General features: G+C 65.7%; 14 protein-coding genes. 10 read left to right on the top strand and 4 right to left on the bottom strand.

Annotated features, from left to right (window positions below; genetic code table 11):
• Positions 1-44 precede the first annotated feature (44 nt).
• From H7J86_RS15565 to H7J86_RS15545, 5 genes are all read left to right on the top strand, one after another.
• Positions 45-1019 (top strand): EspA/EspE family type VII secretion system effector, encoded by a 975-nt coding sequence (locus tag H7J86_RS15565; protein ID WP_267291958.1) that lies wholly within the window; start codon positions 45-47, stop codon positions 1017-1019.
• Between the two features lie 3 nt (positions 1020-1022).
• Complete coding sequence (locus H7J86_RS15560; RefSeq protein WP_187097336.1) at positions 1023-1346, top strand: ESX-1 secretion-associated protein; 324 nt, start codon at positions 1023-1025, stop codon at positions 1344-1346.
• The gene (locus H7J86_RS15555; RefSeq protein WP_187097337.1) at positions 1343-1849 is read left to right on the top strand and encodes a YbaB/EbfC family nucleoid-associated protein; all 507 of its coding nucleotides are present in this window, start codon (positions 1343-1345) and stop codon (positions 1847-1849) included. The genes H7J86_RS15560 and H7J86_RS15555 overlap by 4 nt, the downstream gene beginning before the upstream one ends.
• Complete coding sequence (locus H7J86_RS15550) at positions 1834-3255, top strand: 9-bladed beta-propeller domain-containing protein (protein ID WP_267291956.1); 1422 nt, start codon at positions 1834-1836, stop codon at positions 3253-3255. The genes H7J86_RS15555 and H7J86_RS15550 overlap by 16 nt, the downstream gene beginning before the upstream one ends.
• A gap of 77 nt (positions 3256-3332) precedes the next feature.
• Complete coding sequence (locus tag H7J86_RS15545) at positions 3333-4175, top strand: LLM class F420-dependent oxidoreductase (protein ID WP_267291954.1); 843 nt, start codon at positions 3333-3335, stop codon at positions 4173-4175.
• Between the two features lie 172 nt (positions 4176-4347).
• On the opposite strand, the gene H7J86_RS15540 is transcribed toward H7J86_RS15545, so the two are convergent.
• Together H7J86_RS15540 and H7J86_RS15535 are read right to left on the bottom strand one after the other, a co-directional pair.
• Positions 4348-5193, bottom strand: a complete 846-nt coding sequence (locus tag H7J86_RS15540) for an enoyl-CoA hydratase/isomerase family protein (protein WP_267291952.1) — start codon at positions 5191-5193, stop codon at positions 4348-4350.
• A complete protein-coding gene (locus H7J86_RS15535) occupies positions 5190-6674 on the bottom strand; it encodes an aldehyde dehydrogenase family protein (protein WP_267292972.1) in 1485 nt (494 codons plus the stop codon). The genes H7J86_RS15540 and H7J86_RS15535 overlap by 4 nt, the downstream gene beginning before the upstream one ends.
• Positions 6675-6803: 129 nt before the next feature.
• Here H7J86_RS15535 and H7J86_RS15530 point away from each other — a divergent pair, with 129 nt between their 5' ends.
• The 3 genes from H7J86_RS15530 (at position 6804) to H7J86_RS15520 (ending at position 9172) form a co-directional block, all read left to right on the top strand.
• Positions 6804-7436, top strand: a complete 633-nt coding sequence (locus H7J86_RS15530) for a TetR/AcrR family transcriptional regulator (protein ID WP_090362071.1) — start codon at positions 6804-6806, stop codon at positions 7434-7436.
• A 109-nt stretch (positions 7437-7545) separates the two neighbouring features.
• Positions 7546-7806, top strand: coding sequence for a ferredoxin (locus tag H7J86_RS15525; protein ID WP_372517275.1), 261 nt, complete (start codon positions 7546-7548; stop codon positions 7804-7806).
• Positions 7763-9172, top strand: coding sequence for a cytochrome P450 (locus H7J86_RS15520; RefSeq protein ID WP_372517274.1), 1410 nt, complete (start codon positions 7763-7765; stop codon positions 9170-9172). Before H7J86_RS15525 ends, H7J86_RS15520 begins: the two co-directional genes overlap by 44 nt.
• Positions 9173-9717: 545 nt before the next feature.
• Here the strand turns inward: H7J86_RS15520 and H7J86_RS15515 are convergent.
• Positions 9718-11184 (bottom strand): glutamate synthase subunit beta, encoded by a 1467-nt coding sequence (locus H7J86_RS15515; protein ID WP_267291948.1) that lies wholly within the window; start codon positions 11182-11184, stop codon positions 9718-9720.
• A complete protein-coding gene (gene gltB / locus H7J86_RS15510; protein WP_090362083.1) occupies positions 11177-15760 on the bottom strand; it encodes a glutamate synthase large subunit in 4584 nt (1527 codons plus the stop codon). The genes H7J86_RS15515 and gltB overlap by 8 nt, the downstream gene beginning before the upstream one ends.
• A 549-nt stretch (positions 15761-16309) precedes the next feature.
• On the opposite strand from gltB, the gene H7J86_RS15505 reads away from it, so the two are divergent.
• Positions 16310-17134: a PaaI family thioesterase gene (locus tag H7J86_RS15505; protein WP_090362086.1), complete on the top strand. Its 825-nt coding sequence runs from the start codon at positions 16310-16312 to the stop codon at positions 17132-17134.
• Positions 17135-17166: 32 nt separating this feature from the next.
• Positions 17167-18525: a chloride channel protein gene (locus tag H7J86_RS15500; RefSeq protein ID WP_187097346.1), complete on the top strand. Its 1359-nt coding sequence runs from the start codon at positions 17167-17169 to the stop codon at positions 18523-18525.
• Positions 18526-18558 lie beyond the last annotated feature (33 nt).

Here is an 18558-nt window from a genome sequence, read left to right as displayed (position 1 = left end):
ACACCGTGAGGCCTTGTTAAGCTGCCGGATGGGGGTGATGGTGCGTGAGTGACGGCGGTAGCGATCTTCTCAAGGATCTGTTCGACCTCGGCAACGGAATCCGCAGCGGCATCCAGGACGTCCCGAAACTCTTCCAGGACGTCGTGACCCTCGACGCCCACGGAGCGTTGACCGACGGCCGCAAGGTCATCGGCGATGTGGGCGATGTCCTGAACGGCCTGGGTGGGCTGGGCATGGGGCTGACCGAGGTGCCCAGGCAGATCGCGGAGAAGTACGCCGGGTCCGCGCTGGGCAAGCTGGCCGATTCCAAGATTCTGTCCGCCGCGCAGTTGGCGATCGAGGCCGAGAAGGCCACTACTGGTTCCGGTGATCCCGAGGACGGCAACGGCTACCACGACTCGGCGGTCCGGATGCAGGAGGTGGTGCAGACACTGTCGGACGCGGATCCGCGAGACGATCGGTGGAACGGCAGAGCGGCCGAGACCTACACCGCCACCAACAGCGCTCACCGCAAGCACTCCTCCGCCGTCCAAGCCGCCGACCAGGAGATCGCGAACATCCTCAGCGGCGAAGCAACCCAGGTGAGTCGCACCCGTAGAACACTCGACGAGACGAACCAGTATCTTTCGGACTACGGGGCAGCCACCGCATGGATGAACTTCGTTCCAGGCCTGGCACAGGCGAAGGCGGTGGCCGACATCGCTGCAGCCTCGGCCGCACTGCTGACCACGAACACCACGATGGCAGTTCTCGTCGCCGACGCCGCGCAGAATGCGCTCCGTGTTCGCGCGCAGATCGACAGTTACGTTGCCGCAGCAGACCTTCCTGCAAGACCGGACCTGCCGCAGACAGAGCAGCCCGGCGAGGGCGAGCCGTTCGTGTCCCAGACTGCTGACATCGCCGATGGCACTGCACCGGGGCGACTCAACAACGACCGTTCGTTCGACGTTCCGCGTGCCGATGAACCACCGAACAGTCCCGGAATCCCCTACGGTTCCGCGACGGCAGCAGGAGGGTGACCCGTGACGGTAGAAGCCGACAACCTTCGTGTCTTGACCGAACAAGTCAGGAAGCTGTCGAGTAAGCAGCGCTCTGCCGCAGACCAAGTCACCGGTGCGAACCGGGCGATCGCCGGTGTCGCCGACCGCGTATCGAGTACCCATGGGGTCGTCTGTTTTCTGACCTCCAACGCTCTGACGGCTGCCGATGGGGCGCGTAACGCCGCGGGTTCGGCGTTGCACACGGTGTCTAATGACCTTTCCGAGAAGCTCACCACCGCGGCGGACAATTACGACAACGCCGACTATCGAGCAGGAAAGCGCATCAGCCAAGCCGGGCGCATGTGAGCGATTCGGCCGGGGGATCGTGGGACGACGATGACGACGATCAAAGGCACGCTGACGAGACATCGGTGTTTGAAGCCTTTGCGGTCTACGTATCCGATGACGCCGACGCGGCAGGAATTCTCGACGAGCTTGGCTCGAACACTGACGACGATCTCCTCACCGTCGTCTTCACCGCAACCAACCCGCAAGGCTCGGTCTCGGTGACCGCGCTCCTGGACGGCAGGGTGCTACGCGTCGATTTGGACCCCAAGGTGTCGTCCATGACCGAGGCCGAACTCTCACAGGAAATCGTCGCCATCGCCAGGCTCGCCACCCGGCAAGCGCTTGCGGGTCAACACCTTGTGATCGCCGCGCTCATGCAACGTCGTGGTCATGACTCGGCCAACACCCGTAGCTTTCTGGAGCGCGAACTACGCCTCCCACCCCCTGATGTCGTGGTGGCCGAGCGCGCTCAGCTCTTCGCCCATCGATATGCGGAGAAAGAGGAGTGGCGGCGCCAATGAGGTCGGTTCCACAGCCCTACAGGCGAGTCTGGCTGATCGTCCTCGTCGTGCTCGTTGCCGTCCCAGCACTTGTCATCACGATCGTCACTCTCATCGGGCAGCGCGCCCTGACGAAGACGACCGACAACGTCACCTTCACACGCGGCGACTGGCAGCCTCCGACTCAGGCGCTTCTCTCCTCACCGATGCAGGTGCGGCCGGTGCCCGGATGGCGCACTACGACAACCGATCTCGGCGTGACGGATGCTGAGCCTTCGGCGCCACCCCTGTTCGCCAACGATCCCGCTCCGTTCCGATCAGACTCTTACCTGGGTAACGTCGATGATCGGGCGTTCTTCATGGTGGGCAACGTGGGTGCGCCCGCCCCGCAGTGGTGGCTGGTTGCCATCGACGTGAGCAATGGCGGCCGAGTGTTCCGCCCGGTTCCCCTCATCACCAGTCACGCCCGCCCGAGGTGCTACCTCAATGGCCCAGACGCCGTCCTGTGTTTGACGGACGACGCCAACGACACCACCGCGTGGGTTATCAACAGCCACAGCGGAATAGTCGAATACAGCGGGCCGACTCCGCTGACGGTCTACTCCTCGAGATTCATCATGCAGCAGGCCGGCATCTACGCCGTGGCGATGAAACAGTACGAAGGCATCTACGGCATCGGCCCGACTGCGAACACCAGCTGGTTCGTACCCGGCTATGGAACCCTCGACACAGACGTTCGCAACCCGTTCCTGTTCGCGCCGCCGAGCCTGGCCACACAATCTGCCGGACGCGGAGCCGACCGCACCATCACCTTCTCACTGAAAGACGGCACTGTCGTCCGGCCCGAGATCGCTGCCGGCCAGCAGCAAGAGCGGGCCGTCACCTATCTCGGCGGATTCGCGGCCGAGGTGGCTGTTCCACGCGGCACCACGGATGTTCAATTCTTCGACGACACCGGCCGACGCGCGGGGCAGAACAGTGCCCCAGGAACGCTCGTCGGATCGGGCGGTCTGCCCCTGGTGAACCTGACCGGCGGAGGATGGGCCCTGTTCAACACCCGGGGCGAAGTACTCATCCAACGGGCGGCTCCGGAGGATGCGCAGCCGGCCGTCATCGGAGACTTCTTGCTGATCAGTGGTGACCAGCGGGAGGACAAGCACCAGTACGACCTGAAGTCTGGCGCGGAGATGAAAGCCTGTGACCTGCCGAGCGGATACTTCGCAAGTGACGGCAGGGTCGCCCTCGGCTACCACGGCTACGCCGACACCGTCAGCACGCTCGCGGCCGTCGACCTCGCCACCTGTGACACGCTGTGGACAACGCAGTCCCCGGTCGGCTCGTTTCGCAAACTCTGGCGCATCAACACCACGCTCGTCCAATTGTCCGATGACGGAAAAGAACTGATGTCACTCGTGGCGCCCAGCTGACTCCGGGCGCGGCATTCACACCGAATTGCCAACAAGTCTCCGGAATGAACCGCTCGCGCGGACTAGTTTCGGGATGTGTGAGATTCGCATTCAAGACATCCCCGCAGAACACGCCATGGGCCGACATGCTGGCCATCTGGGAAGCCGCAGATGACATCGACGTCTTCGAATCGGGCTGGACCTTCGATCACTTCTATCCGATCTTCTCCGACTCCACCGGCCCCTGCCTGGAGGGCTGGACCACGCTGACCGCACTGGCCCAGGCCACCAAGCGGCTGCGGGTGGGTGTGCTGGTCACCGGCATCCATTACCGCCATCCCGCGGTGCTCGCCAATATGGCGGCTGCGCTGGACATCATTTCCAACGGCCGGCTCGAACTCGGCATCGGCGCCGGGTGGAACGAGGAGGAGTCGAGCGCCTACGGCATCGAACTGGGCAGCATCAAGGAGCGCTTCGACCGCTTCGAAGAGGCCTGCGAGGTCCTCAAGGGCCTGCTCAGCCAGGAGACCACCACCTTCGACGGCAAGTTCTACCAACTCAAGGACGCCCGCAACGAGCCGAAGGGCCCGCAACAGCCGCACCCGCCGTTCTGTATCGGCGGTAGCGGTGAGAAGCGCACCCTGCGCATCACCGCCAAGTACGCCGATCACTGGAACTTCGTCGGCGGCCCGCCGGAGGAGTTCGCGCGTAAACGCGATGTGCTCGCCTCGCACTGTGCCGACATCGGGCGCGACCCGAAGGAGATCACGCTGTCCGCGCACGTCCGGCTCGGCGCGGACCGCGACTACGCCAAGGTCGTCGCCGAGGCCGCCGCCCTCGGCGAGGAGGGGCTGGATCTGGCCATCATCTACCTGCCACCGCCCTATGACACCGCGGTGCTGGAGCCGCTGGCCGAGACCATTCGGGACGCCAAGCTCTGAGCTCGGGACGGTTCCCGCAGGGGGCAGGTCACCCTGCGGGAACCGCCGGTCCGGCCGAGAACAGGGACGGCGCCGCTGCTCTCTGGGTACATCCTGTGCATTGCGCGACGATTCCGCGCGATGAAACGCCAGTTCGGGGGGCAGCTTTTTCCCGGGAACGCCACGACCGGCCCTACAGCCGGCCATCCGATCGCAGCTGCGGGTGTACCCAATTCGGGGAACGCCGCTCCTTGAACGCCATGAAGCCTTCGATCGACTCGGGCGCTCCCAGGCTGGACTCCATCCCGATGCGGTCATACAGGCCGATGAAGCTGTCCAGGCTCGACTTGATGACGTTCCTGGCTTTCGGTGCGGTGCGACAGCACTGCGCGAGCACTTCGCGTGCAGCGTCGTGCAGGTCGTCATGCGCCACCACCCGCGCCACCATGCCCCAGTCCAGGGCTTCCGCTGCGGACAGACTACGGCCGGTGAACATCAAGTCGCGGGTACGCACGGGTCCGATCAGCCGCGCCAACATGTGGCTGTAGTAGGTGTCGGCGATCCCGCGATAGAGCTCGGGGACGCGGAAGGTGGCGCGCTCGCTGACCACCGCCATATCCGCGCACAGCGCGATCTGTAATCCGCCACCCTGGCACAGTCCGTTCACCGCGACCACGACGGGCTTGGCCGACTGACGCAGCGTGTCAAAGGGGAGTGCATCCATGCCGAGTGCGGAACCGAACGTCAGCCAGTTGTCCGCTCCGCCACCACCCATATCGCCACCGGGTGCGAAGACGTCACCGGTACCGGTGATCAACAGCCCGGCCAGGTCGGAGTCGGTGCCTACGTGCCGCACGGCGTACTTGATGCCGAAGTACATCGCCGGGGTCATCGCGTTGCGCGCCTCCGGCCGGTCCAGGGTGCACACCCCGAACGCGCCTTCGCGGGTGAACCGCAGGTAAGGCGTGCCCAGCCAGTCACCCTCCGGTGGTCGGGGCGCGGCCTCGTTGTCATCGACGACTCCGGTCCCGTGGCTCATACCGGCATCCCGACCGTTTTGGACTCCAGGTACTCCTTGAATCCCTCCTCACCGTTGCGCCGCCCGAGGCCGGATTGCTTGATACCGCCGAAGGGGCTGCCGATCCCGAAGTGGCTCTTGCCGTTGATGGTGACATTCCCGGTGCGCATGCGCCGGGCCACCGCGACCGCACGATCCACATCCGCGCTGGATACCTCGCCGGACAACCCGTAGATGGAGTTGTTGGCGATGCCGATGGCTTCGTCCTCGCTGTCATACGCCGTCACGGCCAGCACGGGACCGAAGATCTCTTCTTGCGCCACAGGGCTGTTCGGATCGACATCGACGAGCAGCGTCGGTTGCACGTAGTAGCCGACGGGCAGGTTTGCGGGCACTCCCCCACCGGTGACGACCCGGGCGCCGGAGTCGACGCCGGAAGCAATCAGTCCGAGAACCTTCGCTCGTTGAGTGGCGCTGATCTGCGGGCCTTGCATGATGCCCGGCGTCCATGGATCACCGATGGGGAACCCCTGCATGCTCGCCTTGAGAATGTCCACTCCTTCGTCATACCTGCTGCGCGGCAGGAGAATCCGCGAGGACAGGATGCAGGATTGGCCGCTCATCACACACGCCATCATCGCCGCGAGCGGCAGCGCGGAGCTGAGGTCGGCATCGTCGAGAACGATGTGGGCGGACTTGCCGCCCAACTCCAGGAGGGTCTTCTTCACGGTGGGCGCCGCAGCGCCCAGGATCGTCCTGCCCGTTGTCGTCGAACCCGTGAAGGTGATCATGTCGACCCGCGGATCCGCGCTCAGCGCCGCACCGACCTCGTTGGCATTGGAGAGCACCACGTTGAACACTCCGGGCGGAATGTCGGTCTCCTCGGCCACGATACGTCCCAATTCACTGCCCGACCACGGTGTGAGCTGAGCGGGCTTGAGCACCACCGTATTACCGGCCATCAGCGCGGGCATCGTCTCGGCGATGTTCAGGTAGAACGGCACATTCCACGGAGTGATGGCCCCCACCACACCAGCGGGCTCGTAGAATATCTTGCGCCGGGCCGGACCCAAGGGGGTCTCGTGTACGCCATTGTCGATCTCGTATGGGAACGTGCGGCCGTGTTCGGCCCAATGCCGCAATTCGTTGATCGGCTCGTCGATCTGGCTGCCGGTCACACTGATCGGACAACCGACCTCGGTGACCAGGATCCTTCTCAGCCGCTCCTTCTGGGCCTCCAGCGCATCGGCCAATTGGACCAGGCAGTGGTGGCGGAACTCCGTGTCACGGGACCAATGTGTGGTGTCGAAGGCTCGGCGCGCGGCGCCGACGGCCCGCGTCATGTCACTGACGGTGCCGTCGGTCGCCTGTCCGGCGACCTGCTCGGTCGCGGGGTGTACGACATCGAACATCACGCCACCGGCCGTCTGCTGCAGTTCCCCGTCGATGAGCATCCGCTCGTCGCCTGCCAGCACACCGCTCTCACTCTGCACACCGGTCAATGCGTTCACTCCTCGCAGCATTCGGGTCAGTAACCTCTTCGATTGACTCTAAACTATTAGAGATGGAGGATTCAATGGATTGCGGGAGCCGCCTGGGCAGCGGAATCGCGCCCGGTAGATTCGAACGTCGTGAATCAACGTAGGGCCGACGGCGAGCAGCGTCGCAAGATGCTGTGCGATACGGCGATCCAGGTACTCGCCGACGAAGGCGCCAAAGGGCTGAGCCACCCCAAGGTCGATCAGCGCGCCGGCCTTCCCGCCGGCAGCACGTCGTTCTACTTCCGCACCCGCGCAGCGCTTCTGCTGGCCACCACCCAACGGGTGTGCGAGCTGGACCTGGCAGACCTGTCGGCGGTACTGGACCCGCGGCCCGACGAACCCGCCGACGACACCCGATCGAGCGCATCCCCGTTGGCGGTGTTGATCGCACAATCGGCGCAAGAGCCACGCCTGAGCCGCACCAAAGCGCGCTTCGAGCTGTTGCTGCAAGCCACCCGGGATCCCGCCCTGGCCGGCGCGTTCCGGGAGAACATGACGTTGTTCGCCCAGGTCCAGCGCGATATCGTCGTGCGCTCACAGCCTGGCCGCGACCTGAGCCCCGCGGTGGTACACGAACAGGTCGTTGCAACGCTCAACTTCGTCAGCGGATTGTTCATGCGGCTCGTGGCGGGCGAGCAGTCCTTCGAGAGTGCCGAACACCTCGACCGGACACTGGCCGGCATCGTCAATGGGATCGCGGCGGCTTATCGGGACAGCGCCTGAGCCGTACGCGCCGCACCGGGGCCGGTCGCGAATCACCCCTTGCCTGACAGACTCTAATTAATTAGAGTCTGGTTTTACTCGACCCTATTCGAGGTCGGGTTGAAATGGAGTGATCGTGCGGGCTTCGGTCGATTCAAACCGGTGTCAAGGCCATACCCTGTGCGCCATGATCGCCCCGGCCGCGTTCGAACTGGATGACCTCGACGGCCGGGCAGCACCCGTCAGCGAGGTGGTGTCCATCGAGCAACAGCGACTGGTTCGGGAGGCAGCCCGGTCATGTCCGGAGCGCGCGATCCATCTCGCCGATGACCCCGACACAGCGGCCGATGCGCCGCACACACCCGACGGAGGCGACCACGGTGGACGTTGACAGTTCCGCTACCCCGGCCGAACCCGGGATCCGCTTCGACTTCGACAGGCATTCACCCGAATACCGGGATCGGTTCGACGAGATCACCCACCAGATGCACGCCAGGTGCCCCGTCGCGTGGACGGAAACCTATGGGGGCCACTGGGTCGCGGCGGGCAGCCAACACGTTTTCGAACTCGCGCGCTGCCCCGCGGTGTCCAACGACCACGATATCCGCCACGAACGCAAGGGCTACAAGGGGATTTCCATACCCACCGCGCAACGCGTCGGGGCCACCCGCGGCGGCATCCTCGAGATGGACGATCCGGAACACCGCATCTACCGCAGTGTCCTCAATCCGTATCTGTCGCCGGCGGCGGTCAGGCGCTGGCAGCCCTTCGTCCATGAGATCGTCCGCGCCGCCCTTGACGAGAGCATCGAGTCCGGTCACATCGATTTCGTCGACGATCTCGCCAACATCGTGCCCGCCGTTTTCACACTGGCAATGATGGGCATCCCGCTGAAGAAGTGGCAGATCTACAGCGAGCCCACACACGCCGCCGTATACACCCCGGAGCACTCTCCCGACGCCGCCCGCGTGGCGGAGATGCACCGCCAGATGGGCTTGGACCTGCTAGCCAATATGGTCGAGATCCGCGAACACCCGCGCCCCGGCCTGGTCAACGCGTTGATCGCAGCGCGGATCGATGGTGAGCCCGCGCCCGACGTGGAGATACTGGGCAATCTCGGATTGATCATCGGAGGCGGGTTCGACACCACCACCGCGCTGACCGCACATGCGCTGGAATGGCTTTCCCAGCACCCGGACGAGCGGGCGACCTTGTCGCGGGAACGACACCGCCTGCTGGACCCCGCGACCGAGGAATTCCTGCGGTTTTTCACGCCGGCACCAGGCAACGGACGCACCTTCTCATCAGACGTCGTGGTCGAGGGCACTCAATTCCGAGAAGGCGAACGGCTGTGGATCTCCTGGGCCATGGCCAATCGCGATCCATCGGTCTTCGATAGTCCTGACGATATCGTGTTCGACCGAAAGGGCAACCGCCACTTCAGCTTCGGTATCGGTGTACATCGATGCGTCGGGTCCAACGTCGCCCGCATGCTTTTCAAGGCGATGTTGACCGCCGTCCTCGACCGCATACCCGACTTCCGATGCGATCCCGATGGCACCGTGCACTACGACACCATCGGCGTCATTCAAGGCATGCGGCATCTGCCGGCCTCCTTCACCCCCGGCACACGGCGTGGCCCCGGCCTGGAGGAGACGCTGGACAAGCTCCAACGAATCTGTGACGAACAGGGACTGGCCCGGCCGATCACCGAACGTAAGGAGGCCGCGATCATCGACTCGGCGCTACCGAACTGACGGTAACGAAACGATCACAACCGGCAAAGTAGCGCGCCCGTCAGTGACGGGCGAGTCATGAAACTGGATCAGACGCCGAAGCGGAGCATTTCCGCGGCGGTGATCAGGCGCTCGTGCTTAGCTGGAAACTCGCGGCTCTTCACTGGGTGGCGGAACCATGACCAGGCGATTCGGCTCATTCGTGACCGTGAATCCGGGAAGTTGTACACGGTGAAAACTCCTGCGGTCGGGCGTATAGCTGCACCGGGGGGTCACTTTACCGCACGACCCCTACCAGATCATTAGATAACGCTCACAGAGCAAACACAGCGAGGCGCGCCGACATAAAATCGGATGTTTTTCCTGTGACTGAAGTTGCTGGAGTTGCGTTGCGCAACCGCTCCGAGACCAACCCGCGCCGCGAAATTGTTGCCATCGCCACGTTCTGCCAGGACAGCGGGCAACCGCAACAATCTCGCGACGAATCGGTGAACGCCCGATCTACCGCTGTTCTATCGGCTCTTCGCGCAAGCGCTCAGCCGCCTATCGGCTCTTCGCGCAAGCGCTCATCGCTGCGGCGCGGCGGTGGGCTTGATCGGCACAGGCAAGGCCGACTCGCCCATCAGGAACCGGTCGACACCTGCGGCCGCGGCCCGGCCCTCGGCGATCGCCCACACGATCAGCGACTGCCCACGCCCCATGTCACCGGCCACGAACACGCCGGGAACGGTCGTCTGGAAGTCATCGGTGCGTGCCACGTTGCCGCGGTCGGTGAACTCCACGCCCAGATCGGTCAGCAGACCCTCGCGCTCCGGCCCCACGAAGCCCATGGCCAGGAAGACGATATCGGCATCCAGATCGAAATCTGATCCCTCCACCTTCTCGAACTTGCCGGCATTCATCTTGACCTCGTGCACCTCCAGCGAGGACACCTTGCCGTCGGTCCCGACGAACTGCTCGGTGTTGACGGAGAACACCCGCTCGCCGCCCTCTTCATGCGCAGAGGCCACCCGGAACATCAGCGGGTAGGTCGGCCACGGCGTCGAATCCGCCCGCGTCTCCGGCGGGCGCGGCATGATCTCGAACTGGTGCACGCTGGCCGCGCCCTGGCGGTGCGCGGTGCCCAGGCAGTCCGCGCCGGTGTCGCCACCGCCGATGATGACGACCTTCTTACCCTTGGCCGTGATCGGCGGCTGGCCGTCGGGGCCGGCCACGTCATCGCCCTGCTGCAGGCGGTTGGCCCACGGCAGATACTCCATGGCCTGGTGGATCCCGTCCAGCTCGCGGCCCGGGATCGGCAGGTCACGCCACGCGGTCGCACCGCCGGCCAGCACCACCGCGTCGAAATCGTCCTGCAGCTGCTCGACGGTGATGTCGACGCCGACGTTGACGCCGGTGCGGAACTGGGTGCCCTCGGCCGCCATCTGCTCCAGGCGGCGGTCGATGTGGCGCTTCTCCATCTTGAACTCGGGGATGCCGTAGCGCAGCAGACCGCCGATGCGGTCGGCACGCTCGAACACCGTCACCTCGTGACCGGCACGCGTGAGCTGCTGGGCCGCAGCCAGCCCGGCCGGCCCGGAGCCGACCACGGCGACCTTCTTGCCCGTCAGCACGTCCGGCGGCAGCGGCTTGACCCAGCCCTGCTCCCAGGCGTTGTCGATGATCTCGACCTCGACCTGCTTGATGGTCACCGGGTCCTGGTTGATGCCGAGCACACAGGACGCCTCACAGGGCGCCGGGCACAACCGGCCGGTGAACTCCGGGAAGTTGTTGGTCGCGTGCAGGCGCTCGATACCGTCACGCCAACGGCCCCGGAACACCAGATCGTTCCACTCGGGGATCAGGTTCCCCAACGGACAACCGTTGTGGCAGAACGGGATACCGCAGTCCATACAGCGTGATGCCTGGACCTGCAGGGTGTCCTTGGAGAAGTCCTCGTAGACCTCTTTCCAGTCCCGCAGACGCAGGTCCACGGGACGACGAGCCGGGGTCTCCCGGACCGTGTGCTTGAGAAAACCGAACGGATCAGCCACGAGCCGCCGCCATGATCGCCTCGTCGACGTCGCTGCCCGAAGCCTCAGCCTCGGCGATCGCCGACAGCACGCGCTTGTAATCGCGTGGCATCACCTTCACGAACTTCGACTGATGCGCCGGCCAGTCGGCCAGGATCCGGTGGCCCACGGCCGAATCCGTGGCATCCACATGCGCGGTGATCATGCCGTGCAACCATTCGAGGTCGGCATCGTCCAGAGCGTCAAGATCGACCATCTCCCCATTCACGTTGCCCGGCAAGACCTTGTCGGGGTCGTAGACATACGCGGCGCCACCTGACATACCGGCGGCGAAGTTCCGCCCGGTCTGACCGAGGATGACGACCTTGCCACCGGTCATGTACTCACATCCGTGGTCGCCCACACCTTCGACGACGGCGTGCGCACCGGAGTTGCGGACGGCGAAACGCTCGCCGACCACTCCGCGCAGGAACGCCTGCCCGCTGGTGGCACCGAACAAGATCACGTTTCCGCCGATGATGTTCTCCTCGGCGACGTAGTTCGCCGGGGCGCTGGCGGACGGACGCACCACGATGCGCCCACCCGAAAGGCCCTTGCCCACATAGTCGTTGGCATCGCCGCGGACCGTCAGCGTGATACCGCGCGGCACGAACGCACCGAAGCTGTTACCGGCCGATCCGTCGAACGTGATATCGATGGTTCCGTCCGGAAGACCTTCGGCGCCATAGACTTTGGTCACCTCGTGGCCCAGCATGGTGCCGACCGTGCGGTTCACGTTGGCGATCTTGGTGGTGAAGCTGACCGCGGTGCCACTGTCGATGGCCTCACGACTCTGCGCGATCAACTGCTGATCCAGCGCCTTGTCCAGCCCATGGTCCTGGACCGACGTGCAGTACAGGTCCTGGTTCATGAACGCCGACTCCGGCTCGTGCAGCACCGGCGACAGGTCGAGCTTGTGCGCCTTCCAGTGCTCGGCAGCCCGCTGGGTGTCCAGCGTCCCGACCTGGCCGACCATCTCGTTGACGGTGCGGAAGCCGAGCTGGGCCATGAGCTCCCGGACTTCCTCGGCGATGAACAGGAAGAAGTTCTCCACGAACTCGGGCTTCCCGTTGAAGCGCTGCCGCAGCACCGGATTCTGCGTGGCCACGCCCACCGGGCAGGTGTCGAGATGGCAGACCCGCATCATGATGCAGCCCGACACCACCAGCGGCGCCGTGGCGAAGCCGAACTCCTCGGCCCCCAGCAGCGCGGCGATCACGACATCGCGGCCGGTCTTGAGCTGACCGTCGACCTGCACGACGATGCGGTCGCGCAACCCGTTGAGCAGCAGGGTCTGCTGCGTCTCGGCCAGGCCCAGCTCCCACGGGGCGCCGGCATGCTTCTGCGAGGTCAGCGGTGTCGCACCGGTGCCTCCGTCGTGGCCGGAGATCAGCACCACGTCGGCATGGGCCTTCGACACACCCGCGGCCACCGTCCCGACCCCGTTCTCGGACACCAGCTTGACGTGCACCCGCGCCGCCGGATTGGCGTTCTTCAGGTCGTGGATCAGCTGCGCCAGATCCTCGATCGAGTAGATGTCGTGGTGCGGCGGGGGCGAGATCAGCCCGACGCCGGGTGTCGAATGCCGCACCTCGGCCACCCAGGGGTACACCTTGTGTCCCGGAAGTTGGCCGCCTTCACCGGGTTTCGCGCCCTGGGCCATCTTGATCTGGATATCGGTGCAGTTGGTCAGGTAGTGGCTCGTGACACCGAAGCGGCCCGAGGCGACCTGCTTGATCGCGCTGCGGCGCCAGTCACCGTTGGCGTCCGGCTCGAATCGCCCGACGGCCTCGCCGCCCTCGCCGGAGTTGGACCGGCCGCCGAGCCGGTTCATCGCGATGGCCAGCGTCTCGTGCGCCTCGGCGGAGATCGAGCCGTAGCTCATCGCGCCGGTGGAGAAACGCTTGACGATCTCGCTGGCGGATTCCACCTCATCGAGCGGAACCGGCTGCCGTACACCATCTTTGAACTTGAACAGGCCACGAAGCGAGGCCATCCGCTCGCTCTGGTCGTCGACCAGCTTGGTGTACTCCTTGAACACCGAGTACTGCCCGGTGCGGGTCGAGTGCTGCAGCTTGAACACCGTGTCGGGGTTGAACAGGTGGTACTCACCCTCACGCCGCCACTGGTACTCGCCACCGACCTCGAGCTCCCGGTGGGCCCATTCGTCGGGCCGGTCCAGGTAGGCCAGCTGGTGCCGGGTCGACACATCGGCGGCGATATCGTCCAGATCGATACCGCCCGTCGGGCAGTGCAATCCGGTGAAATACTCGTCGAGCACCCGCTGGCTGATGCCGACCGCCTGGAACAGCTGCGCTCCGGTGTAGGAGGCCAGCGTGGAGATGCCCATCTTGGACATCACCTTGAGCACACCCTTACCGGCGGCCTTGACGAAGTTGGCCTTGGCCGCATCACTGGTCAGCCCGGTGATGATGCCGCGGTCGACCATGTCCTCGATGGACTCGAAGGCCATGTACGGGTTGATCGCGGCCGCGCCGAAGCCGACCAGCATGGCCATGTGGTGCACCTCGCGGGCGTCACCGGTCTCGACCACCAGGCCGACCTGGGTGCGGGTGCGTTCCCGGACCAGGTGGTGGTGCACCGCGGCGACGGACAGCAGCGACGGGATCGGTGCCAGCCATTCGGTGGACTCGCGGTCGGAGAGCACGATGATGCGCGCGCCGTTGCGGATGGCCTGGCTCACCTTGGCGCGGACTTCCTCCAGCGCACGGCGCAGCCCGGGACCACCGTCGGCGACGGGGTACAGGCAGCTCACCACGGCGGCCCGCATGCCGTGCTTGCGGCCGCGGATCTCGTGGTCGGGATCGACGTGGATGAGCTTGGACAGATCGGCGTTGCGCAGGATCGGCTGCGACAGCACGATCTGGCGGCACGAGTTCTCGTCCGGGTTCAGCAGGTCGCCCTCGGGACCGATGACACCCGCCAGGCTGGTGACCACCTCTTCGCGGATGGCGTCCAGCGGCGGGTTGGTGACCTGCGCGAACAACTGCTGGAAGTAGTCGTAGAGCATCCGGGGGCGTTGCGAGAGCACCGCGATCGGGGTGTCGGTACCCATCGAGCCCAGCGCCTCGGCGCCGGTGCGCGCCATCGGCGCCACCAGCAGGTTGAGCTCTTCGTAGGTGTAACCAAACGCCTGCTGCCGCAGGACAACCCGATGGTGCGGCATCTTGACGTAATCGCCGGGCGGCAGATCGTCGACGTGGAACTGGCCGGCGTCCAGCCATTCCTGGTAGGGATGCTCGGCGGCCAGCTCGGCCTTGATCTCCTCATCGGAGACGATGCGGCCCTGGGCGGTGTCCACCAGGAACATCCGGCCGGGCTGCAGACGGAGCTTCTGCACCACGGTGGCCGGGTCGAGGTCGAGCACACCGGCCTCCGAGGCCATCACCACAAGACCGTCGTCGGTCACCCAGATGCGCGACGGGCGCAGGCCGTTGCGGTCCAACACCGCGCCGACGACGGTGCCGTCGGTGAAGCACACCGAGGCCGGGCCGTCCCACGGCTCCATCAGCGAACCGTGGTAGCGGTAGAAGGCCCGCCGGGCCGGGTCCATGTCCTCGTTGCGCTCCCACGCCTCGGGGATCATCATCAGCACGGCGTGCGCGATGCTGCGTCCACCCAGGTGCAGCAGTTCCAGGACCTCGTCGAAGCGCGCGGTGTCCGAGGCCCCGGGCGTACAGACCGGGAAGATCTTGTTCAGGTCGTTGTGGTAGCCGAACACGTCGGTGTGGATCAGCGCTTCGCGCGCCCGCATCCAGTTCTCGTTACCCGTGACGGTGTTGATCTCGCCGTTGTGCGCCACGCGGCGGAACGGATGCGCCAGCGGCCACGACGGGAACGTGTTCGTGGAGAACCGCGAGTGCACGATGCCCAGTGCGCTGGTCAGCCGGTCATCCTGCAGATCCAGGTAGAACGCCCGCAGCTGGGGCGTGGTGAGCATGCCCTTGTAGACCAGCGTCTGCCCGGAAAGACTTGGGAAGTAGACGGTCTCACGGCCGGGGCCGTCCTGCCCGGGGCCCTTGGTGCCCAATTCGTGCTCGGCACGCTTGCGGATCACGAAGGCGCGTCGCTCCAGGTCCATCCCGGAGGCGCCGCCGATGAACACCTGGCGCAACGTCGGCATGGCGTCGCGGGCCAAGGCGCCCAGCGAGGAATCGTCGGTCGGGACATCCCGCCAGCCCAGCAAGGTCAGGCCCTCGGCCTCGATGATCTTCTCGACGGCCTCGCAGGCCAGCTTGGCGTCGCGGGCCGACTGCGGCAGGAAGGCGATGCCCGTGACGTAGCTGCCCTCCTCGGGCAGGTCGAAGTCGCACACGGCACGTAGGAACTCGTCGGGAACCTGCAGCAGGATGCCCGCACCGTCGCCGGTGTTCGGTTCGGCGCCGGCGGCGCCGCGGTGCTCCAGGTTCAGCAGGGCCGTGATGGCCTTGTCGACGATGTCGCGGCTACGGCGGCCGTGCATATCGGCGACCATGGCCACACCGCATGAGTCGTGCTCGTATGCGGGGTTGTACAGACCACTGGGCCCTGGTCCCACCGGATACCACCTGACCTTCACTATCTTGATCTTGCCCGAGCTTGCGTGAAGCCGGGTGTGTTGCTGCCTGCTGTGACCAGCGGCATCCGCCGGCTTTCCGGCCAGGCGATCGCGGTGCCTTTCGTGCAGCATTGAACGACGGCCAGTCCCGCTCGCCTTGAGTTGGGAAAAACGATATGACAAACACCGCCTGACATGCCAACTTAGTCAAACCTAACTAACCCGGAGACCAGGGCGTCCCGCGACCACCGTGCGCTATTCGCACGAGCAGTGAAAGTGCCTGCAGTTCTTGAGTTTTCATGAATACGCCCGCACCAGCGCCACAATTCCGCACCGGGGGCAATATCTCGTCGATGTTTGCTAGGAGATCGTCATATCTCGATTAACTGCACCGATGCTAGATGGCATATTTGCTCAAAGCCTGGTCAGATTCTTAGGCGCCGCCGTACCCCGCAGATTCACCGACCCCACCGGCCACATCCGACACTTCGGTCGCACAGCGAATTCCCGCGCGCGCCGCGGCCGGCCCGCCGTGTCAAGCTCATCACGATGTCGAATTCAACGACGGCGGAGTATCCGCTGAACACCCCACCAGGCCGGTTCGGGATCACCAACCTGTCTGCCGATGCCGAACGCTGTGCCGCCACCATGCCGGTATCGGGCCTGTGCAACCCGTTCACCGGCGCGCCGAGCCTCGCTCCGCTGGCCGTCCTCGTCGATCACATCGCCGGCTTCGCCAACCACCTGCGCCGCCCCGACGGCCATTGGACGGTCTCCAGCGAGCTGACCATGGAGTTCACCCCGGACGCACTGGCCGTGATCGCCTCCGACCCGGCCGTCCCGGTGCTCGTGGAGAGCCGGTCGGTGGGCACCGCGACCGCCACCTCGCTGTCCGCCTGTGATCTCAGCCACGGCGGGGTCCAGATCGGGGTGGGCACCGTCCGGACCTTCTACATCGCCGTCTCCGCACCGGCGGCGCCTGCCGGGGAGCCCGTCACCACTTCCGAGCCCGCACCCCGCGCGCTCGACGCCCTGATGGCCGTCGAGGTGGCCGAGGGCGGCGGCGCCGAGCCGGTGCTGGTGCAGCATGCCCACCCCGCCGTGAACAACACCCTGGGCGCGGTACACGGCGGCGTCGCCGCGGCGGGCCTGGAACTGGTGGGCGCCGCAGCCCTCAACGCCGACCGGGGCGACGCGCCACTGAACACCGCCTCGCTACGGGTGAACTATCTGCGCCGGCTGATCTCCGGGGCGCGATCCCACTACACCGCAACCGCGTTACACAGCGGGCGCAGCAGTGGCGTGGCCGACGCGCAGGCGTTCGACGCCGACGGCCGTCTGGCCCTGGTCGGGCGACTCACCGCTTACCTCTGACACTCGCCCCGCTCCAGCACTAACATCCGACTGTGCTGGCCCCCCTCGCCGCGTTCGTGCGCAACTCCGGTTACCTGCGCAAGTGGCTCATCCTCGGTATCGCGATCGGCGTCATCGCCGGACTCGGCGCGGTGCTCTTCTACCTCATGCTCGACTACTCGGGCCGCTTCCTGCTCGGCTACCTCGGCGGATACGACGTCCCCACCGCGTCCGGTGACGGCGGGCAACCGGGCTCCGGGCATTTCGAGCGCGCCTGGGCCATCCCGCTGATCACCTTCGGCGGCGCCCTGGTGTCCGCGCTCATCGTCGCGCGGTTCGCCCCCGAGGCGCAGGGTCACGGCACGGACAACGCCATCGAGGCCGTCCATACCGATCCCCGCGCCATCCGGGCCCGCGCCGTCCTGGTGAAGATGGTGTCCAGCGCCCTCACCATCGGTTCCGGCGGTTCGGCCGGGCGAGAGGGACCCACCGCCCAGATCTCCGCGGGCTTCGGTTCGCTGCTGACCCGGCGACTGGACCTCTCCGATGCCGACGGACGGGTCGCGGTGTCGCTGGGCATCGGCTCGGGTATCGGTGCGATCTTCGGCGCGCCCCTGGGTGGGGCGGTGCTGGCCGCGTCGATCGTCTACCGCGAGGATTTCGACTACCGCTCGCTGGTCCCCGGATTCATCACCTCGGGTACCGCCTATGCGGTGTACGGCAGCATCCTCGGATTCCAGCCGCTGTTCGGCACCGTCGTCACCGGCTACGTGTTCGACCCGGCGCAGCTGGGCTGGTTCGTCCTCATCGGAATCGTCTCCGCGGCAATCGGATACGCCTATGCCCGGGTGTTCTACGGCACCGTGGCGCTGACCGGACGGCTACCCGGTGGCATCGTCGTCAAGCCCGCACTGGGCGGCCTCGCAGTGGGTCTGCTGGCACTGGTGGTCCCGCAGATCCTGGGCAGCGGGTATGGCTGGGTGCAACTGGCCGCCGCCGAAGCGACCCTGTCCGCCTTCCCCCTGTGGATCGTGCTGGTGCTGCCCCTGGCCAAGATCCTCGCCACCTCGCTGTCCATCGGCACCGGCGGCTCGGGCGGTATCTTCGGGCCCGGCATCGTCATCGGCGCATTCGTCGGCGCCGCGATCTGGCGACTCGCGGAACTGACCGGACTGCCCGGAATCCCGGACGGCCCCGGCGTATTCGTGGTGGTCGCGATGATGGCATGCTTCGGCAGCGTGGCGCACGCACCGCTGGCGGTGATGATCATGGTGGCCGAGATGACCAACTCGTTCGCGGTGCTACCCGGTGCGATGATCACCGTCGGCATCGCCTATCTTCTGATCAGTCGCACCCCGGTGTCGATCTATCGAGCGCAGCGGCTGAACCGCCTGAGCGACAGCGCGATCTAGAAACCGTCTCTAAACAGCCAAGATTCGGACACA

Origin of the sequence: Mycobacterium hackensackense (genome assembly GCF_025822555.1) — a bacterium.
In the GTDB taxonomy this organism is placed as follows: Bacteria; Actinomycetota; Actinomycetes; order Mycobacteriales; family Mycobacteriaceae; genus Mycobacterium; species Mycobacterium fluoranthenivorans.
Note: the sequence above shows the minus strand (reverse complement) of the source record. Positions and strands in the feature narration are given on the sequence as shown.

What these genes read in the sequence shown, in the direction of transcription:
- H7J86_RS15540 (WP_267291952.1), bottom strand. Translation starts at nt 5,193, where the DNA reads ATGAGCCACGGGACCGGAGTCGTCGATGACAACGAGGCCGCGCCCCGA.
- H7J86_RS15505 (WP_090362086.1), top strand. Translation starts at nt 16,310, where the DNA reads ATGTCGAATTCAACGACGGCGGAGTATCCGCTGAACACCCCACCAGGC.
- H7J86_RS15520 (WP_372517274.1), top strand. Translation starts at nt 7,763, where the DNA reads ATGCGCCGCACACACCCGACGGAGGCGACCACGGTGGACGTTGACAGT.